This window comes from Bacillus sp. NPDC077411 (assembly GCF_044543425.1).
Lineage (GTDB): Bacteria > Bacillota > Bacilli > Bacillales > Bacillaceae_G > Bacillus_A > Bacillus_A bruguierae.
Genome location: NZ_JBITWA010000024.1, coordinates 11,937 through 31,844 on the forward strand (window position 1 = coordinate 11,937; position 19,908 = coordinate 31,844).

Genomic DNA, 19,908 nt, shown 5'->3' on the forward strand with positions numbered 1-19,908 from the left:
TGAAAAAGGAGCATAATAAATTGCTCTTTTTTGTTTACGGTTATAAGGGTTTTTATGTTTTTAGTCAGTTATATACAAGAAATATGGATACAAAAAATACACTTTTTTATATATTATACATATAATTACATTAGACCGGTAGTCGGTCTAATTGAAAGGAGCTAATGGATGCGAATTGTAAAAGAGCATGAAGAACGCAGAAATGAAATTTTAGATACCGCAGAAAAATTGTTTGTTTCTAAAGGATATAGGAAAACGACCGTAAACGATATTCTGCAGGAAATCGGTATTGCAAAAGGAACATTTTATCATTATTTCAAATCAAAAGAGGAAGTAATGGATGCTATTATTATGCGAATTATAGATGCAGATGTAGCGGCAGCAAAAAAGATTGCTTCAGATCCTAACATCCCTGTACTTGATAAATTATTTCATATTTTAATGGCACAAGCACCAAAATTTGGGGGAAACAAAGAAAAAATGATTGAGCAATTTCATCAACCAAGTAATGCTGAAATGCATCAGAGAAGTTTAGTTCAGTCTATTGTACATTTAACACCTGTTTTGACGGAGGTGATTAAGAAAGGAATCAATGAAAATGTTTTTGTGACAGATTATCCACAAGAAACAATAGAATTTTTACTAGCTTCTGCACAAGTAATATTCGATGAAGGGTTGTTTCAATGGCAGCCTCACGAAGCGATGCAAAGAGCAAAGGCGTTTATTAACATGATGGAGATGACTCTTGGTGCTAAAAAAGGCAGTTTTGATTACATTTTAGATATTTTAATGGGACAGTCTGAAAATGGCCAATAAGATCACGGGAAAATGTAGGGCAAGTTTCTTCATAAATATTAATATACTTGTCTCTACATTTAGCTTTAGTATTTTATACAAAATTATAGACCGGTAGTCGGTCTAATTCCTTAATGAAAGGTGTATATATTATGCGAAATAATAGCAATATAAAGCCTTTTCCTAAAGCTTTTAATTTAATGGTAATGGGACAAATCATATCAGTATTAGGTTCTTCTCTCTTACGTTTTGCTTTATCTCTCTATGTGTTGGACATAACAGGCCGGGCGGACATATATGCGACTTTGTATGCCGTATCGAATGTACCACTTTTGTTATCACCTCTTGGCGGGGCTATTGCTGACAGATTCAACCGCCGCAACTTAATGGTGATTTTTGATTTTGCAAGCAGTACCATTGTATTTTGTTTTCTTTTGTTGTTAGCAGCTGGTAATACTTCTGTGATACTGATCAGTGTTGTTATGATTTTACTAGCGATGATTAGCGCCATGTATTCGCCAGCTGTCATGGCAAGTGTTCCTTTGTTAGTTACGGAAAATAAGCTGGAGCAGGCGAATGGTATCGTGAATGGCGTTCAAGCACTATCAAGCGTAGCAGCTCCTGTTTTAGGTGGAGTATTGTATGGTATTGTAGGTTTAGAAATGCTTGTTGTGATGAGTTGTATCGCTTTTTTCTTAGCCGCAGTATTAGCAATGTTTATTCATATCCCGTTTGTTAAAAGGGAACACGATGGACATATTATATCGACAATCGTAAAAGACTTAAAAGTAGGGTGCATCTATGTAGTTAAACAGCCTTTTATTTTGAAATGTATAATCCTTGCAGCTTTTCTCAACTTAATTCTCACACCGTTGTTTGTTGTTGGCGGCCCCATCATTTTACGAGTAGTCATGAAAAGTAGTGACACAATGTATGGTATTGGAATGGGGCTCATAGATTTTGCTACAATTTTAGGGGCATTATCCATCGGTTTTTTTGCAAAAAAGATGCAAATGAAAAAACTGTATCTTTGGTTTCTCATAATGGCCTTATTGATTGTACCAATGGCTTTATCGATTACACCTCTTGTACTTAGCTTCGGATACTATCCATCATTTATACTCTTTATCTTGTGTGCAATCCTTATTGCGATGGTGATGATTATTATCTCTATTTTTGTCATTACCGCTGTGCAAAAGAAAACACTCAATGAAAATTTAGGGAAAGTCATGGCAATTATTACGGCTGTTTCACAATGTATGGCACCTGTAGGTCAGGTCATATATGGTGTCATATTTGAAGCTTTTAGTATAAAGGTTTATGTTCCTATACTGTTTGTAAGTATTGCGATGATTGTAATGACCGTTGTAGTGAAAATGGTATTAAGAAATGAGGGGGAAATAACATCTCCTAAAGGAACGAAGGATATACAAAGTGGTATTTGAATTGCAATCTTTAGGTTTCGGATATCTATAGAGTTATGAAAAAATAAACGTGTATAAAATCCATTATCTATTTAGCATAAGGATTTTATACACGTCTATAAATGATTATTTATTAGGTTCTACATGCTTGCTTCGCATTGCAAAGTAAATAGGAAGACCTAAAGCGGTTAAGCCGATACCACATAATGCTAGCAACGTTTGTGTGAAAAGAGTATTAATAACGATAAATGATCCGCCTAAAATGGAAATTATAGGGATAATAGGGTATAGCGGTACTTTGTAAGGACGCACAAGATCTGGTTCTCTTTTACGTAAAATGAATACTGCTACGAAAGTCATTGTATAGAATATCCATATAACAAACACTAACATATCTGTTAATGTGTTGAATCCACCGATAACCATCATGATAATCGAAACACATAACATAAAGATTCCAGAATTATAAGGAACGTGGCCATTTTTAGATAATGTTGCAAACCATTTACTAAACGGTAGTTTATTTTCTAATGCCATTGCATAAGGGATACGCATTCCTGTCATGATATATCCATTGATTGTTCCAAATACGGAAATTAAAATACCGATTGTAACTAATTTTCCTCCCATTGCTCCAAATAAAATTGTCGCTACTTGAGATGCAGGTGTATCAGTTCCTGCAAGTGCTGTTGCAGACATTACCATAAGGAAAGCAATATTAATGAGTAAGTAAACAACCATAACAGTAGATAATCCGATTACGATTGCTTTAGGTAAGTCTCTTTTAGGGTTTTTCATTTCTCCAGCGATATTTCCTACATGAATCCATCCATCATAAGCAAACATTGTTGCAAGTAAGCCAGATCCAAGTGCAGAAATAAATGATTTACCTGGTCCTGCTTCAACTGGAAACAGTTGTAGAGTTACATCGCCTTTATGCAATAATCCAAAAATAATAAGTAATGCTAAAGGAACTAATTTACAAATAGTTGATACCATTTGAATTCCGCCGGCAGCTTTCGCTCCTAAGGAGTTCATAAAGGTTACGAAAGCTGCAGTAATAATGGCAACTCCAATAATCATCAATTTATGTTCATTCGCATTTAATCCAAATAAACTAACTGCTTGTGTTCCGAAAATAATTGCAAGTGCTGCAATATTGGCAGGGAAGTAAATAACAGTTTGTGCCCAGCCTAGTAGGAAAGCAGTTAAGTTTCCATAAGTGCGTTTTAGATATGCCATCATTCCACCTGTTTCAGGAATAGCTGCTGAAAGCTCGGCTGCAGTTAAACCTGAGCAAACAGTTAAGATTCCTCCAATTACCCATGCGAGTAATCCTAAACTTGCTGACCCAGTTACGCCGTATAATGCAGTAGGTTTAAAAAATACACCTGCTCCAATAACAGTACCAATAACAGTGGTTAATGCTGCGAAGAAGCCAATCTCTTTTTTTAGTTGTTCTTGTGACATCATAATCACTCCTGTTTCGCAAAATACATACAATCTCTAATGAATTCATTTTTGTCTCAATTTTAATAGTATACCCTCTCATTTTTTTAATAGTGCTTTATATTGTAAGATTTAATTTTATTTGTGATATCATTCACAAGTTTATAGAAATATATACGTCTTATAAAGGTATTTCCATATTATTCAATGTGAAGATGTTCACAAATGTAAATAAAAAAATAAAATTGCGGTTTATTTGAATTCATAAGAGATGTTACTCGTGACAAAGTCTAGCATACTTAAAAAGTGGTTTCAATGCTTCTTTGTAAGAAAAAATTTATTTTAAATATAAAAAAAAACATTTTGTGAACTATTTCACAGAGTGTTGACTCATCATTTTTCTAAGTGTATCTTGTAGGTGTGAACAGCGATCCAGACAAACGAGGAAATGTAAGAACGTTTGTCTGGATCGTATAAAAATAATGTAATGGTGTATATTACATTTTAAAAGTAAAAGGATGTGGCAGCATGAAAATTGGCGTAGTAAAAGAAATTAAAAAAGGTGAAGCTCGTGTAGGGATGACACCAGAAAATGCCCAGAAATTAATTGAAGCTGGACATGAAGTATTAATAGAAAAAGATGCTGGTCTAGGATCAGGTTATACAAATGAAGAATATACAAATGCAGGTGCTACTTTAGTTAATCAAGAGCAAGCCTGGGATGTTGATATGGTAGTAAAAGTAAAAGAACCTTTAGTGGAAGAATATAAATATTTTAAGAAAGACTTAATTGTTTGGGGATTTTTACATTTAGCAGCTTCAAAAGAGTGTGTGGAAGCGATGAGAAAAGCGGGAACAACAGCTATTGCTGGAGAAACAATTAGTGAAAATGGAGTTTTAACATTATTAAAACCGATGAGTGCAATTGCTGGGCGTCGTGCAGTGTTTATGGGAGCTTATTATTTAGAAAAACAACATGAAGGAGAAGGTATTTTATTATCAGGAATAGAAGGTATTCCAGCTGGTAATGTTGTAATTTTAGGCGGAGGTAACGCTGCAATTAATGCTTGTGATATGGCCGTTGGAATCGGTTGCCACGTAACGATTTTAGAGTTAAATCAAACACAAATTGCTTATTTAAAAGAAAAATACGCAAATGATCAAGTTGAAGTTATCGAATCTACTACTGAAAACTTAGAGAAAGCTATTAAAACTGCAGATTTATTTATTTCAACAATTTTAATTCCGGGTGCTAGACCACCAAAAATTGTGAAAGAGTACATGATTCAGTCCATGAAGCCGGGCAGTGTTGTTGTTGATATTTCAATCGATCAGGGTGGAACGATTGAAACGATTGATCACTATACAACACATAATGATCCTGTATTTATTAAGCACGATGTCATTCATTATGCTGTACCAAATATGCCAGGGGCAACTCCACGTACTTCTACTATGGCATTAGCGAATGGAAATATCGATTATTTATTAGCGATTGCGAACGATGGTTTAGAAGAGACGATTCAAAACAAACCTTCATTAGTACATGGTATCAATATTTATAAAGGAACCATCACTTATGAAAATCTAGGAACAACGTTAGGGTTAGATTATAAACAATTGAAAGAAGTGTTATAATATGATTACTAAAACTTTGCCGCTAAATATTGATGATATTAAAAATGCCAAACAAATTCTTGATAGAAACGCTCGTAAAACACCGCTTGTTAAATCCTTTTATTTAACAAGTAAAACAGGCGGGGAAATATATTTAAAATTAGAAAATATGCAATTAACAGGATCATTTAAATTTCGCGGGGCATTCAATAAAATTTCTACTTTAACAGATGAAGAAAAAGCTCGTGGAGTTATTGCTTGTTCTGCTGGTAACCATGCCCAAGGTGTTGCGTTATCTTCACATTTACTTGGAATTAAAAGTAAAATTGTAATGCCAACTTCTGCTCCAAAAGCGAAAGTTGAAGCAACGAGAGGATACGGCTCAGAAGTCATTTTATATGGTGATACGTTTGATGATGCAAAAGCAAAATGTGAAGAAATTATAAAAGAAACTGGAGAAACATATTTACATCCATATGATGATGTACAAGTTATGGCAGGTCAGGGAACAATTGGCCTCGACATTCTTGATGATATGTGGGATGTTGATACTGTAATTGTACCTATTGGCGGCGGCGGAATTATTGCTGGTATCGCGGTAGCACTTAAAACTTTTAATCCTTCAATTAATATAATCGGTGTTCAAGCTGATAATGTTCATGGAATGAAAGCTTCGTATGATAAAGGTGAAATTGTAGAGCATTATGAAGCACCAACTATTGCTGATGGTTGCGCAGTAAAAATTCCAGGAAACTTAACTTTTGAAATCGTAGAAGAATTAGTAGATGATATTGTAACTGTATCAGAAGATGAGTTAGAAGTAGCTATGAAAGATTTATTACAACGCGGAAAAGCTGTTGTAGAAGGCGCAGGAGCATTAGCGACAGCTGCTCTTCTTGCTGGTAAAGTTGATTCCTATATAAAAGGAAAAAAAGTAGTAGCGATTATTTCTGGTGGAAATGTTGATTTAACTCGTATTTCTAGCGTATGTGAGCATTTCTTTGCGAATGAAGTAAAGTAATAATCTAAAATTTGTTAAATAAAAAATGAGACTAAGAAATATGTTCATAGAACACGAGAAGAGCTAAGAGAAATCCTCTTAGCTCTTCTTAATAAGAGGGGGGTAAGTCTTATAGTTAATCTATTTAAAAAGAAATCTGTTGCCCAATTGTTAAGAGAAAGTCAAAGTAAGACTTTAACGAAAACATTAGGGGCGTTTGATTTAACAATGTTAGGTATTGGTGCGATAATTGGTACAGGAGTTCTTGTGCTCACTGGATTGGTTGCGGCAAGAGATGCTGGACCAGCAGTGATTTTTTCATTTATGATTGCAGCAATTGTTTGTGGATTTGCAGCTTTATGCTATGCCGAAGTCGCTTCTACACTTCCGGTATCAGGTAGTGTATACACATATTCATATGCAACAATTGGAGAGTTTGTAGCACATTTAATGGGATGGACGTTACTATCCGTATACGTTGTAACAACCGCAGCAGTAGCTGGTGGATGGACTGGGTATTTTCACAACTTAATAAGTGGATTTGGATTAGAGATACCGAAAGCATTATTAACAATCCCATCACAGGGCGGTATTGTGAATTTGCCAGCAGTAATGATTACACTTGTACTAACATGGTTATTATCACGTGGGACGAAAGAAAGTAAACGTGTGAATAATGCAATGGTGTTAATTAAAATTTGTATTGTTATATTATTTATTGCCGTTGGTGTGTTCTATGTAAAACCAGCAAACTGGATTCCATTTGCACCGTATGGCTTAAGCGGCGTTTTTGCAGGAGGAGCGGCTGTATTCTTTGCTTTCTTAGGATTTGATGCGCTAGCAACTTCAGCAGAAGAAGTAAAAAATCCGCAGCGCGATCTACCAATCGGTATTATTGCATCATTAGTAATTTGTACAATTATTTATGTCGCAGTGTGTCTTGTAATGACTGGAATGGTATCTTATAAAGAATTAGATGTACCAGAAGCAATGGCTTATGTATTAGAAGTTGTGGGACAAGATAAAGTGGCAGGCATAATTGCATTCGGAGCTGTAATTGGAATTATGGCGGTAATCTTCGCTTACATTTATGCAACAACACGCGTATTCTTTGCGATGAGCCGTGATGGTTTATTGCCAGAAGCTTTCGCGAAAATCAATAAAAAAACGGAAGCGCCGTCGTTTTCAACTTGGTTAACCGGAATGGGTAGTGCTTTAATTGCTGGATTTATTGATTTGAAAGAGTTATCAAATTTAGCGAATATTGGGGCACTCTTAACGTTTGCGATGGTGGGGGTATCTGTTATCATTCTTCGTAAAAGGCATCCAGACTTGCAGCGGGGATTTATGGTACCACTTGTACCGCTTGTACCGATTATTTCAATTGTATGTTGTTTATTTTTAATGGTTAACTTGCCTTTAACAACGTGGTTGTATTTTGGAATTTGGTTAGCAATTGGAGCATTTGTATACTTTGCTTATTCAAAAAAACATAGTCATTTGAGAAAAGAAACTATTTCAGAAGATAAATGTAAAGGAATAAATTGAAGAGAAAAGTTTTTTGTATACTTGCATGTTATTTCATGCCCCAAAATATATTACTATTTTTGAAGAAGTGCAGTTTGTAATCTATTTAATAGTAAAGTCTACTATACGAGAATATGTCATAATAATTTTAATATTTACCTATCGTTCGAAGCGTCTTCAAAAAAGTCTAATGGAGTTGGCAGTATACATCAATATATAAAGTGAAACTTCCATTAATGGGGGGATTCTTCATCCCCCACTGATGGAAAGCCCTCACCAATCGGGCTTTTACGGGCAGTTGTCCCCCACCTATCTTCTTCGTTTCTCTCTAAATCTGAAGGTGGGGGTCTTACTGCCCGTTAATGCGGGATAAATTCATTTTGATTTTTTCAGTATATAAGTGCTGCTAGGGAGAAAAAAGTGCCTTGCACTCGTTTTCTCCCTTTGTTTTCAGCATTGCCCGCGGCAGGAAAAGGTTCTGACCGCAACTGTGCATCATGGCTAGATGCTTTTGTCCATCTAAAAAGAAAAGGGTTTATATGCATGGCCAGATGCTCTCGCCCCCCTAAAAAGAAAGAGGGTTTATATGTGGATTTTTTAATTTGTATTTATATAGATAAGAATGACCGGTCTTTCTTTGATTATTAAACTTGTAATAAGGTATAATACAATGTAGTGAATAAATGTGACATCTTCAATTTGTCTTTTTTGTGAACAATATGAAATATAATGAAAAATTGTTGAAGAAACAGCATATTTTATATTACTATTTTTTATGTAGATTCAAAGTTGAAAGAGAGTGGAACAAGTATGGGACGTAAGTGGAACAATATTAAAGACAAAAAAGCGTCAAAGGATGCAAATACGAGTCGTATTTATGCAAAGTTTGGACGTGAAATTTATGTAGCAGCAAAACAAGGGGAACCAGATCCAGAATCTAACCAGACTTTAAGAGTTGTACTTGAACGTGCAAAAACGTACAGCGTACCGAAAACAATTATTGACCGTGCGATTGAAAAAGCAAAAGGCGGTTCAGAGGAAAGCTATGACGAACTTCGTTATGAAGGCTTCGGACCAAATGGATCAATGGTAATCGTAGATACATTAACAAATAACGTGAACCGTACTGCAGCAGATGTACGTGCTGCATTTAGCAAAAATGCTGGTAACATGGGAGTAAACGGATCAGTAGCGTATATGTTTGATGCAACTGCTGTTATTGGTCTTGAAGGTAAGACAGCAGATGAAGCACTTGAAATCTTAATGGAAGCAGATGTAGATGTGCGTGACATCTTGGAAGAAGAGGAAGCAGTTATCGTTTATGCAGAGCCGGATCAATTCCATGCAGTGCAAGAGGCATTTAAAAATGCTGGCATAACTGAATTTACAGTTGCAGAACTAACAATGCTTGCACAAAGCGAAGTAACACTTCCAGAAGATGCACAAGTAAAATTTGAAAAAATGATCGATGCATTAGAAGATTTAGAAGATGTTCAGCAAGTGTACCACAATGTTGATTTAGGTGAATAATATAACAAGGCAGACCTTAAAGCTTGATAAATCAAGGTTTGTATCATTATGATAGCCTAAATTTACAATGTAAAATATTGTCAATTATGATAAACGTGACGATATTAACCGTAATTAATTACGATAAACGCTTTCTCATGGGTAGATTGTAAAATCACTCATTGAGGAGGCGTTTTTTTGTTATTAAAAGATTTATTAAAAGAATTTTTATTCCATGTACAAATCAAAGGACATACTCCTAGAACATTAAAAAGTAGGAAAACTAATATCACTGCTTTTTTTTAATATCTTGAAAATAAATTTGAGGTAATCGAGCTGGAAGAAATCAAAGCTTTGCATATTAAACAGTATGTCTACCATTAAGCTTCCATAAAGAATATCGACAAATTAATGGAAGAAGGAATAACTGAGGATTTTTTAACAAGAAAATTATGATTGCATTCGCTGAAAAATTGTTCGTCTTTATGTGTTTGAATGGAACTTACCTTCAATTCAAACAAGGTTATGAATCTATGATTGAAGATGTTAAAAAATCGTATCATCAAAAAATTGAACAAAATGTTAATGAGGAATTAGCAGGGTTATCATGGAACATGTAAAAACGAGCCATACTATAGGTTCGTTTTTTTAGCACTTATTTTGCATACAGAATTATTTTCACTTGTAAATAGATGATAGTATTATATAATGAAAACAATGTTTTACCAATAAACGGTAATGGAGAGGGTGGGATAAATAAACAAACAAAACGTATCATCGGCAATGGACGTATTAACGAATTTATTCTATGTACATCAAGATACATATATGGGAATCAAAACTATGGAATTTTATGTGGAGATTAGATTACTATAAGATGAAAGATTAATAGCGAATGCACTCGAGGCAAAAAAATCGTTCGATTAGATTAATGTTATAAAACTACTTAATGTGACATCTACCGAACGAATTGAGAATATACTTAGGGGGAATTTCAAGTGAAAACATTTGGTAAAGTATTATTAGCAGGAACTTTAGCTTTAGGCGGTTTAACGGTGATGAATTTAGAAACACCAAAAGCACATGCAGATGAAAACTGTCGTTACATCTGTGGTCCTAGCGAAACGGTGAACAATTTCACGATTCAATTACATGCTACGGAACACCATATGGGGCAAAATATCATCGTAAAAACTACCAATGATAAAGCTTATGATGTACATTACAAAGCTTCTATCGAAAAGCAATACGCAACTGGTTGGGGTTATTATGATGCTGATTTCAACTGGGGTTCTATGTTACCAGCTGGGACAAATGAAGAAATTATCGTTTCAACAGGTAATGGCGAATCAATTTCGGAAACAGGCACGTTCCGTGTGAAAATTGAAGTCACAAATGTTGACGGTTCAATTGACACAATTTACACAGCGCCAGTTAAATTGTTAAATTAAATAATAATTATGGTGATATAAAAAGAAGGTTCGTAATAGTATTACGAACCTTTAACTGTAAAGAAAAGTAACAAAGGCTTATAATAAATAAAGATAGATAAAAAGGAGTGAGGTAGTATGAAAAAAGAAATTATCGAACGTTTTACAAGATATGTTAAGGTGGATACACAATCTGATGCAGAAAGTCATACTGTACCATCAACGCCTGGCCAAATTGAATTTGCGAAGCAACTAGTAGAAGAGCTGAAAGCAATTGGATTATCGGAAGTAACGATGGATAAGAATGGCTACGTGATGGCGACGCTTCCTCCAAATACGGACAAGCAGGTTCCTGTAATTGGATTTTTAGCTCATTTGGATACAGCTACGGATTTTACAGGGAAGAATGTTAAGCCGCAAATTCATGAAAATTTTGATGGGAAGGCAATTACGTTAAATAAGGAGCTAGGTGTTGTATTAACACCAGAATTATTTCCAGAGCTCCCATCTTATCAAGGTCATACATTAATTACAACCGATGGAACAACGCTCCTTGGTGCAGATGATAAAGCGGGCATTGCAGAAATTATGACAGCAATGAATTATTTATTACATAAACCACAAATTAAACATGGGAAAATTAGAGTAGCATTTACACCTGATGAAGAAATTGGCCGCGGTCCATCTCATTTTGATGTAGAAACTTTTGGGGCTTCATTTGCGTATACAATGGATGGAGGTCCGCTAGGTGGATTAGAATATGAAAGCTTTAATGCTGCTGGTGCCAAGCTCACTTTTAAAGGGAATAGTACTCATCCTGGAACAGCTAAAAATAAGATGGTAAATGCCAATAAGCTCGCGGTGGAATTTCACGGGCAACTACCGGTAGAAGAAGCACCGGAATATACAGAGGGATACGAAGGATTCTATCACCTTATTTCTATAAATGGTGATGTGGAGCGAAGTCAATCTACTTACATTATTCGTGATTTTGACCGCGAAAATTTTCATGCTCGAAAAGAGAGAATAACAGCCATTACAAAACAGATGCAAGAGAAGTATGGTACAGAAAATATTATTCTTGAGATGAATGATCAGTATTACAATATGCTTGAAAAAATTGAACCGGTGAAAGAAATTGTTGATATTGCATATGAAGCAATGAAAAATCTTGATATCGAACCAAATATTCAACCAATTCGCGGAGGAACTGACGGTTCGCAGTTATCGTATATGGGTTTACCAACACCAAATATTTTTACTGGTGGGGAAAACTACCACGGTAAATTTGAATATGTATCTGTAGATAATATGGAAAAAGCCGTTCAAGTTATTATTGAAATTGCACGATTATTTGAAGAAAAAGCTTAAAAGACAAAACCCCGAATAGTGTTCCTATTCGGGGTTTTGGATTATATAGAATTATTTATATAAATCCGTATTAATTTTTTAGAGTGTAATGGATAAAGAACTCGCCATAAAGTGAGACTTCCATTTTATCTTACCTCTTTTATAGGGTTCGTTGTTCAAAAATTAGTAGGTGTAAAAGAAAAAGATTTATGAGGAATATGGATTTCTAACTATTATTTTCTATTTTTTGTTAAAACTTTGCAAATTATTCTTGAAATAATTTTAGTCTATGCATATAATCAATAGTGATAATAATTATCATTATCACTATTGGTGGTTAAGGGGGATTAAAAGATAATATGTTTAATAGGTAAAGTGAAGAATGTGCGTGTCAATATTGGCGAATTGTACTGCAATACATAGATAAGAATACTATTTTATTAGATTGACAAAGTTATAAATTTTTATTTTTGAAAGGAGCACTTTTTAATATGAACAAAAAGTTATTTACACTAGGAATGGTTACAGTATTAAGTTTAGGTCTTGCTGCATGTAATAGTGCAGAAAAAAGCTCAAGTGAGAAGAAAACGGAAAGTGTAGAAGCTACAGCAAAGAAAGATGAAAAACAGAAAATCACATACCTTGGTAAAGAATATACAGTACCTGCAAAAGTAACAAAAATTGCAACAGCTAGTTTAGAATCAATGGAAGATGCAGCCATACTTGGAGTGAAACCAGTAGCTGCAATTACAGTAGGTGGGAAAATACCTGACTATTTAGCTAAAGATTTAAAAGGTGCAGAATCTATTGGTGAAAAAATGCAGCCGAATTTTGAAACACTACTTAAATTAAAGCCAGATGTTATTACATCTAGTTCTAAATTCCCAGCAGAGACAGCGGAAAAATTTACAAAAGTAGCACCAACATTCCCTGTTTCTCATATTTCAACACATTGGGAAGATAACCTAAAATTAATGGGTGAGCTAACTAGTAAAAAAGATAAAGCGGAAAAAATTATAAAAGATTATAAAGCGGATGCTGCGAAAACGAAAGAAAAAGTAGCAGATAAATTAAAAGATAAAAAAGTTGTTGTAATAAGATTGAGAGAAGGAAGCATTAATCTGTATCCAGAAGATGTTTATTTCAATCCAGTAATTTATAAAGATTTAGGCTTAACGGCTCCTGAAGCGATTAAAGCAGTTAAAAAGCAAGAAAAAATTGCTTTAGAAAAGTTTGCAGAAATGAATCCGGATTATATCTTTGTTCAATTTGAAGGAAGCGAAAATAAAGATAATCCGAAAACGCTAGAAGATTTACAAAGCAATCCAATTTGGCAAAGTATTAACGCTGTAAAAGATGAAAAAGTATTCGTAAACGCTGTTGATCCGATGGCACAAGGCGGTACAGCTTGGAGTAAAACAGCTTTCTTAAAAGCTGCAGAAAAAAACTTATCTAAATAAATAGTAAGGTGCGTTGAATGATATGCGGAAAATGAATGCGGTACCAATGATGATTTTATGTTTGGCACCTGTGTTAATTTTATTAACGATTATGTTATCCATATTGTATGGAGCAAAAAATATTACTTTTGAAACAGCTTGGAATGCGCTATTCCATTTTGATTCAGGAAATGTAAATCATAATATTATTATTACATCTCGTTTACCGAGAGCAATTGGTGCGTTATTAGTAGGAGCATTTTTGGCCATATCAGGAGCACTTATGCAGGGGATGACAAGAAACTATCTTGCATCCCCTTCTATTATGGGTGTGACAGAGGGGTCAGTGTTTGTTATTACGATTTGTATGGTATTTATTCCAGGGATGTCTTCAGTGAATATGATTCTATATTCTATGCTTGGTTCGGCATTAGGAGCGGGAATTGTTTTTGGATTTGGTTCATTGCTTCGAAATGGATTATCGCCGGTTCGTTTAGCTATTATAGGAACTGTTATAGGAACATTTTTAAATAGTACGGCAATAGCAATTGCATCTTATTTCCAACTTTCTCAAAATGTTAGTTTTTGGTACAATGCGAAGTTGGATCAAATCGATCCGAAGATATTAAAATTATCTATTCCATTTGGTGTTATTGGTATTGTTTTGGCACTTGTGATTTCAAAATCTATTACAATTCTCTCGTTAGGAGAAGAGGTTTCGATTAATTTGGGCCAACGTACAAAACTTGTGAAAGTTGCTGCAATCCTATCTGTTGTTTGTTTAACAGGTACTGCTGTAGCTGTAGTTGGAAAGGTGGGTTTTGTAGGATTAATCATCCCTCATATTACTCGTTTTTTAATTGGAGTAGACTATAGGTGGATTATACCGTGTGCTGGTATAATAGGCGGAGTTTTTCTCGCTTTATGTGATGTATTGAGTAGATTTGTAAATTATCCATTTGAAACACCAATAGGGGTCGTTACTTCATTGATTGGAGTTCCTTTCTTCCTTTATTTAATTCGAACAAGAGGAGGAGAGAAACATGCATAGAGATTCATGGCAGTGTTATATGGTCACATTTAGTGTAATCCTGTTTTTAGTTATAGTTGCCATTTATATTAGTTTAACGAATGGTACATTTGATATGACAGTTATGGATATAATTCGGACGATATTTCGAATAAATCCTGTGCCTGAACATGATTTAGTTATATTTGATTTTAGGCTTCCCAGAATAGTAATTGCGGCGTTAGTAGGGTTTGGTCTTGGCGTTGCGGGAGCTGCTATTCAGGGAGTTACACGAAACGGATTGGCAGATCCAGGTATTTTAGGAATTAATGCGGGTGCAGGGGCGGCTATTGTTGTCTTTATGTTTTTCTTTCAAGGACAAATCAAGAGTACAGACTGGTTTTCTATTATGCTTCTGCCGTTATTTGGCTTGGCCGGGGGACTTGGTTCTGCAATCTTAATTTATATGTTTTCTTGGAAAGGCGGAAGATTAGATTCACAACGCCTATTATTAACAGGAATAGCAATTGGTTACGGTCTTAGTTCTTTCTCTGTATATTTATCTTTGAAAATGAAAGCTACTGATTTTGAAATGGCAGCAGTTTGGGTCTCAGGGAGCATATATAATGCAAATTGGAAATATATTATTGCGATGTTACCATGGTTAATTATTTTAGTGCCTATTATACAAAGGAAAGCATATTTACTCGATATGTTTCAACTAGAAGAGACGAGTATAAAAAGTCTCGGAATTTCAGTCGAAAAAGAGAAATCCATTTTATTATTAAGCGGTATTGGGATAGTGAGTGCTTGCGTTTCTGTTTCTGGAAGTATTGGATTTGCTGGGCTGATGGCACCGCATATTGCAAAACGTCTCGTTGGAATTCATCATAATCAAGTTATTCCGATATGTGGTGTGATTGGTATGTTACTTGTTATTGTTTCTGATTTTATTGCAAAGACTGTTTTCGCACCAATAGAGTTACCGGTTGGAATTGTCATTTCTATCATTGGTGTACCGTATTTTCTATATTTGTTATTTAAAGCGAAAGCGTAAAAGGAGTGAAGATGAGTGAGTGTTTTAAGTACAGAAAATTTAGAAACGAGCTATGAAAAGCTTACGGTATTTCGTGATTTAAATGTAGAAATACAAGAAGGAAAAGTGACGACGATTATTGGGCCAAATGGATGCGGGAAATCTACGCTACTAAAAACAATGGGGCGAATTTTAAAGCAGAAAAGTGGAAAGGTCTACTTGCAAGGACAAGATTTACATACCATTTCAACAAAACAAATTGCGAAGCAACTTGCGTTATTACCACAAAATCCAATTGCTCCATCAGAATTAAAAGTAGAAGAGCTTATTTCTTACGGACGATATCCGCATCGTAATAATGTGAATAAATTATTATCAAAAGATAAAGAAATGATTGAATGGGCAATGGAAATTACAAATACCACTCCTTTTCGCAACCGTCAAATTGGAAATTTATCAGGAGGACAAAGACAAAAAGTATGGCTAGCAATGGCTTTAGCACAAGAAACGGAAGTTTTACTATTAGATGAACCAACAACTTATCTTGATATGGCTCATCAGCTAGAAGTACTGCAAATTGTTGAACGATTGAACCAAGAACATAAATGTACAGTTGTTATGGTTTTACATGATATTAATCATGCAGCACGTTTTTCACATGAAATCATTACGATGAAAGCAGGGGGAATCATTAAGATTGGGAGCCCATTAGAAATCATTACAAATGAAGTATTGAAACGTGTGTTTCATATTGATGCAAGGGTAATGATAGATCCTTATAATGGTGCTCCGGTGTGCTTTGGGTATGATAGTGCATTACAAGAAGGATGTGCAAAAGTTTATGCAACAAATTAAACATGTAAGAGGAGGGCGACAATGCAGCCTGTACCAGAGACACAAAATGTCGTAATTTCTAACACAGAGCAATGGATGATGTATTCGAAAAGAGAAAATCGTCAGTATCAAATTTATATAGCAAAGCCGAAACAGCCAGAACCACCTTCAGGTTATCCTATTATTTATGTATTAGATGGGAATGCTTTTTTTCAAACGTTTGAAGAAGCTGTGCGCATCCAAGCAGTTAGATCTGAAAAAACAGGAATTGTACCAGCAATTATTGTTGGAATTGGCTATCAAATAAAAGAAAGTTTTTCTTCTACATATCGATTTTATGATTTCACTCCTCCAGCATCATCTCTTATTTTGCCGCCAAAACCAGATGGTAAACCGTGGCCGGTAACAGGGGGAGCGAATCATTTTTTAGAGTTTATTCAAGAAGAGCTAAAACCTGAGCTTACTAAATATTTTCCGATTGATACAAAGAGACAAACATTATGCGGCCATTCGTTAGGTGGGTTATTTGCTTTACATGTCTTATTTACAAACATACATGCATTTCAAACATACTTTATAAGCAGCCCTTCTATTTGGTGGAATAATCAATCCGTTTTAGAAAAAGAATCTAATTTTATAAATGAATTAAATAAAATAGATTCTGAGATTGGTGTATTTCTTACAGTGGGGTCATTAGAAAAAGATCATATGGTTCAAGATGTAAATGCGTTATCTGATCGATTATACAAGATGCGGCATAGCAGATTACGATTCTCGTTTCGTGAGGCTGAGGGAGAAAATCATGGATCTGTAGTACCGACTGTTTTAAGTCGGGCGCTACGTTTTATATTTCACCCATAAATAATAGAGATACTGTTTACTATTATTTATATAGTTTGGCTTTAAATAGTAAGAAAATAAGGTCATAGTGTATACACTATGACCTTATTTTTATGAATCAATTTGGTTTGTTTGTTCTTCTGCAATTTGTATTTTACTTGGCCAAAATGCAAATCGCCCAAGTAAAGCAGTGATAGCAGGTACTAAGAAAGGACGAACGATGAAGGTATCCATTAACACACCTAATGCAGTGATTAGCCCAAATTGTACAAGTACTTGAATTGGTAAGGTAGCAAGTACGGCAAAGGTAACAGCGAGTATTACACCTGCTGAGGTAATAACACGACTTGTTTCTTGAACCCCCTCTCGAATTGCTTGTTTTAGTGGCATTGTTTTTCTTTTTTTCCAAATGCTTGAGATCATAAAGATGTTGTAATCTTCACCAAGAGCAACTAAAAATACAAAGGAGTACAGAGGGATAGCGCCTTGAATTGCTTCTGCTCCCATTATATGATGAATAATTAACCACCCGAGTCCTAGAGCTGAAGCAAATGATAGTATAACAGTAGCCATTAAATACAGCATAGCTGTAATAGAGCGTAAGTATACAACGAGTAATAGCGAGATAAGACCAATGATAATCGGGATGATTAGGCTTGAATCTTTATTGCTTGTTATCATTGTGTCATATTGAGTAGCAGTTTGACCGGCAATCCAAACTCTCGAATGTACGTCTGTTATACCAGTTTTCATTAAAGCGTCTTCAGCTGCTTTGTGAAATTTAGGAATTTCGTTCATTGCTTCAGGCGAATATGGATTAATAGCAAAATTCACATGATATACTTTTAAATTTTCATGTATTTTTCCGCTTTGTGGTTGAGAGATTGCACCAATTTTCGTATTTTTCTTCAATTCAGATTCGATAGCTACTTCTTTTCCTTTTGTATCAATTACTAATTGAACGGGAGCTAATTTTCCAGGAGAATAAGCTTGAGAAATAAGACTAAATCCTTCACGAGAAGGCATCTTTTCTGGAAATGAAGACAATAAATCATATGTATATTTTACTTGAGTCGAAAAAAATGCAGATTCTACAAAAGATAATATTTTACAAAGAGTTGGTTGAATTGTTTTTGATGGGGATTGTTTTGAAGGAATAATGATTGGAGGATCTTTCCTACCGATGGGACAGAAAAAACTTTGGGTAATGCGGCCTTGGACTGAAAATATTCTTGTTATAACTTGGATAAAGTAGATGTAAATAACAATAAGAGGTACAGGTGAAGATGGATCAATTAGGAGATTCCATTATATGTAATCAATATTACCACAGTGTATATAAAATATTTTTCTTGACTTTTTATACGAATATTAGGAAAATAATAAAAAAAGAAAGGAGGGGTAACGTTGGAGGAATATGTGCTAGATATATATAATTTTTTGTATACGACTGATTGGGAAGATATCATGTCAATTGTAAGTATTGTATTATGTATTCAATTCCTATTTTTATATGGGAAAATGAATAGTGCTAATTTTTCTTTAACGTCCCCGTCCGACATACAAGGAGAAATATCACTAAGACAGACAAACTTGAAGCATGTATATTTCCCTATAATTATTATGCTCTTTATTCGTTATATTACCGCTGTTGTAAAGAAAAAAGAAGGAGACGACCACTATCATCCAATTTGTCATCTGAATTTTAAATGAATGATACAAGGAGGAGATTCGTATGTGGATTCGTTTCGTATTAATTGGTTTCTTTTCATTAACAGCAATGTCTCTGATTGGTTTTCAATTAACTGAGATTTTTCAAGCATATAGCGATATGTTTCTTAATAAAAACTAATGTGAGTGTTATAGTTTGAAATTTTTAGTGTGAAACGATACAATCCTTCTTAAGTGGTAAAAGACTTAAGGAGGATTTTTTATCTTTTCATTTAAATATCGATAAGAACAGCGCTGATGGGAGTTTTACGTTATATAATTATTCAAACATTTGTCACATTTACAATATTGATAATATGTTAAAATAATGAAGCTACTGTATATTTTAAGAAAAATGAGGGAGTGAGTAATTTGACTGATCGTTCTGTGAAACAGAAGAGCTATGCTCCTGTTGTAATAACGCTTTCTGTGATCGTCAATGCGATTATTTTATTTTTGTTTTTTGGACCAGTTGGATACAAAGGAGAAGTGCATTTTGATGTAACAATTTTGCCACTTGTCAATGCGATTTGTAATAGTTTTACATTCGTGTTTTTACTAGCAGCGTTGTTCTCGATTATTAAAAAGAATGTAAAGCTACATAGAGGATTTATTCTTGCCGCATTTACAACAACATTAATATTTTGTGTTTCGTATTTAACGTATCATTATTTAGCGCCAGCAACGCATTTTGGTGGAGAAGGAATCATTAAATATGTATATTTCTTTATTTTAATTACGCATATTTTCCTTGCTGCTATTATTGTGCCGCTTGCATTATTTTCTTTAGTATATGGATTTACAAATCAATTGACTCGTCATCGTAAAATTGTACGTTGGACGATGCCAATCTGGTTATATGTAAGTCTTTCTGGAGTTATCGTATACTTAATGATTTCACCTTATTATTAAAAGAGTCTCAGTTTTAGCTGAGATTCT

At 34.5% G+C, this 19,908-nt stretch carries 17 protein-coding genes and 1 pseudogene; 16 read left to right on the forward strand and 2 right to left on the reverse strand.

From position 1 onward, the window contains the following. The first annotated feature begins 168 nt into the window (after window positions 1-168). Window positions 169-816, forward strand: a complete 648-nt coding sequence (locus ACIGHG_RS21750; RefSeq protein WP_336473252.1) for a TetR/AcrR family transcriptional regulator — start codon at window positions 169-171, stop codon at window positions 814-816. 131 nt (window positions 817-947) lie between these two features. After that, window positions 948-2,240, forward strand: coding sequence for an MFS transporter (locus ACIGHG_RS21755; RefSeq protein WP_396550537.1), 1,293 nt, complete (start codon window positions 948-950; stop codon window positions 2,238-2,240). A gap of 105 nt (window positions 2,241-2,345) precedes the next feature. On the opposite strand, the gene ACIGHG_RS21760 is transcribed toward ACIGHG_RS21755, so the two are convergent. After that, window positions 2,346-3,689, reverse strand: a complete 1,344-nt coding sequence (locus ACIGHG_RS21760) for an APC family permease (protein WP_336473282.1) — start codon at window positions 3,687-3,689, stop codon at window positions 2,346-2,348. Between the two features lie 507 nt (window positions 3,690-4,196). Between ACIGHG_RS21760 and ald the strand changes: the two genes are divergently transcribed. The 12 genes from ald (at window position 4,197) to ACIGHG_RS21820 (ending at window position 17,280) form a co-directional block, all read left to right on the forward strand. After that, complete coding sequence (gene ald / locus ACIGHG_RS21765; RefSeq protein ID WP_336473254.1) at window positions 4,197-5,306, forward strand: alanine dehydrogenase; 1,110 nt, start codon at window positions 4,197-4,199, stop codon at window positions 5,304-5,306. A gap of 1 nt (window position 5,307) precedes the next feature. Further along, the gene (gene tdcB, locus ACIGHG_RS21770; RefSeq protein WP_336473255.1) at window positions 5,308-6,306 is read left to right on the forward strand and encodes a bifunctional threonine ammonia-lyase/L-serine ammonia-lyase TdcB; all 999 of its coding nucleotides are present in this window, start codon (window positions 5,308-5,310) and stop codon (window positions 6,304-6,306) included. Between the two features lie 111 nt (window positions 6,307-6,417). Next, window positions 6,418-7,833: an amino acid permease gene (locus ACIGHG_RS21775; RefSeq protein WP_336473283.1), complete on the forward strand. Its 1,416-nt coding sequence runs from the start codon at window positions 6,418-6,420 to the stop codon at window positions 7,831-7,833. A 789-nt stretch (window positions 7,834-8,622) separates the two neighbouring features. Continuing rightward, complete coding sequence (locus ACIGHG_RS21780; RefSeq protein ID WP_090913679.1) at window positions 8,623-9,342, forward strand: YebC/PmpR family DNA-binding transcriptional regulator; 720 nt, start codon at window positions 8,623-8,625, stop codon at window positions 9,340-9,342. Window positions 9,343-9,773: 431 nt separating this feature from the next. Further along, window positions 9,774-9,941, forward strand: a complete 168-nt coding sequence (locus ACIGHG_RS21785) for a hypothetical protein (protein WP_336473256.1) — start codon at window positions 9,774-9,776, stop codon at window positions 9,939-9,941. Between the two features lie 378 nt (window positions 9,942-10,319). Beyond that, window positions 10,320-10,772 (forward strand): hypothetical protein, encoded by a 453-nt coding sequence (locus ACIGHG_RS21790; RefSeq protein ID WP_396550540.1) that lies wholly within the window; start codon window positions 10,320-10,322, stop codon window positions 10,770-10,772. Between the two features lie 117 nt (window positions 10,773-10,889). Next, complete coding sequence (gene pepT / locus ACIGHG_RS21795; RefSeq protein ID WP_336473258.1) at window positions 10,890-12,122, forward strand: peptidase T; 1,233 nt, start codon at window positions 10,890-10,892, stop codon at window positions 12,120-12,122. Between the two features lie 470 nt (window positions 12,123-12,592). Further along, on the forward strand, window positions 12,593-13,561 hold the full coding sequence (locus ACIGHG_RS21800) for an iron-hydroxamate ABC transporter substrate-binding protein (RefSeq protein WP_396550542.1): 969 nt from the start codon (window positions 12,593-12,595) through the stop codon (window positions 13,559-13,561). Between the two features lie 22 nt (window positions 13,562-13,583). Then, complete coding sequence (locus tag ACIGHG_RS21805; protein ID WP_336473260.1) at window positions 13,584-14,591, forward strand: FecCD family ABC transporter permease; 1,008 nt, start codon at window positions 13,584-13,586, stop codon at window positions 14,589-14,591. Next, window positions 14,584-15,606: a FecCD family ABC transporter permease gene (locus ACIGHG_RS21810; RefSeq protein ID WP_336473261.1), complete on the forward strand. Its 1,023-nt coding sequence runs from the start codon at window positions 14,584-14,586 to the stop codon at window positions 15,604-15,606. Before ACIGHG_RS21805 ends, ACIGHG_RS21810 begins: the two co-directional genes overlap by 8 nt. Window positions 15,607-15,621: 15 nt before the next feature. Next, on the forward strand, window positions 15,622-16,440 hold the full coding sequence (locus tag ACIGHG_RS21815; protein ID WP_396550545.1) for an ABC transporter ATP-binding protein: 819 nt from the start codon (window positions 15,622-15,624) through the stop codon (window positions 16,438-16,440). A gap of 21 nt (window positions 16,441-16,461) precedes the next feature. After that, the gene (locus tag ACIGHG_RS21820) at window positions 16,462-17,280 is read left to right on the forward strand and encodes an alpha/beta hydrolase (protein ID WP_396550546.1); all 819 of its coding nucleotides are present in this window, start codon (window positions 16,462-16,464) and stop codon (window positions 17,278-17,280) included. Window positions 17,281-17,370: 90 nt separating this feature from the next. Here ACIGHG_RS21820 and ACIGHG_RS21825 read toward each other — a convergent pair. Next, window positions 17,371-18,336 (reverse strand): annotated as a pseudogene (locus ACIGHG_RS21825) (MMPL family transporter); the annotation flags it as partial. A gap of 330 nt (window positions 18,337-18,666) precedes the next feature. Here ACIGHG_RS21825 and ACIGHG_RS21830 point away from each other — a divergent pair. After that, window positions 18,667-18,972 carry a hypothetical protein gene (locus tag ACIGHG_RS21830; RefSeq protein ID WP_336473264.1) on the forward strand — a complete coding sequence of 102 codons (306 nt, stop codon included), beginning with the start codon at window positions 18,667-18,669 and terminating at the stop codon, window positions 18,970-18,972. A 369-nt stretch (window positions 18,973-19,341) separates the two neighbouring features. Then, complete coding sequence (locus tag ACIGHG_RS21835) at window positions 19,342-19,881, forward strand: DUF420 domain-containing protein (RefSeq protein WP_090912928.1); 540 nt, start codon at window positions 19,342-19,344, stop codon at window positions 19,879-19,881. The last annotated feature ends 27 nt before the right edge of the window (window positions 19,882-19,908 follow it).

Coding starts and splice junctions, on each gene's coding strand:
- ACIGHG_RS21820 (WP_396550546.1), top strand. CDS start 16,462: ATGCAGCCTGTACCAGAGACACAAAATGTCGTAATTTCTAACACAGAG.
- ACIGHG_RS21805 (WP_336473260.1), top strand. CDS start 13,584: ATGCGGAAAATGAATGCGGTACCAATGATGATTTTATGTTTGGCACCT.
- ACIGHG_RS21800 (WP_396550542.1), top strand. CDS start 12,593: ATGAACAAAAAGTTATTTACACTAGGAATGGTTACAGTATTAAGTTTA.
- ACIGHG_RS21780 (WP_090913679.1), top strand. CDS start 8,623: ATGGGACGTAAGTGGAACAATATTAAAGACAAAAAAGCGTCAAAGGAT.
- tdcB (WP_336473255.1), top strand. CDS start 5,308: ATGATTACTAAAACTTTGCCGCTAAATATTGATGATATTAAAAATGCC.
- ACIGHG_RS21755 (WP_396550537.1), top strand. CDS start 948: ATGCGAAATAATAGCAATATAAAGCCTTTTCCTAAAGCTTTTAATTTA.
- ald (WP_336473254.1), top strand. CDS start 4,197: ATGAAAATTGGCGTAGTAAAAGAAATTAAAAAAGGTGAAGCTCGTGTA.
- ACIGHG_RS21750 (WP_336473252.1), top strand. CDS start 169: ATGCGAATTGTAAAAGAGCATGAAGAACGCAGAAATGAAATTTTAGAT.
- ACIGHG_RS21760 (WP_336473282.1), bottom strand. CDS start 3,689: ATGTCACAAGAACAACTAAAAAAAGAGATTGGCTTCTTCGCAGCATTA.
- ACIGHG_RS21810 (WP_336473261.1), top strand. CDS start 14,584: ATGCATAGAGATTCATGGCAGTGTTATATGGTCACATTTAGTGTAATC.
- ACIGHG_RS21785 (WP_336473256.1), top strand. CDS start 9,774: ATGATTGCATTCGCTGAAAAATTGTTCGTCTTTATGTGTTTGAATGGA.
- pepT (WP_336473258.1), top strand. CDS start 10,890: ATGAAAAAAGAAATTATCGAACGTTTTACAAGATATGTTAAGGTGGAT.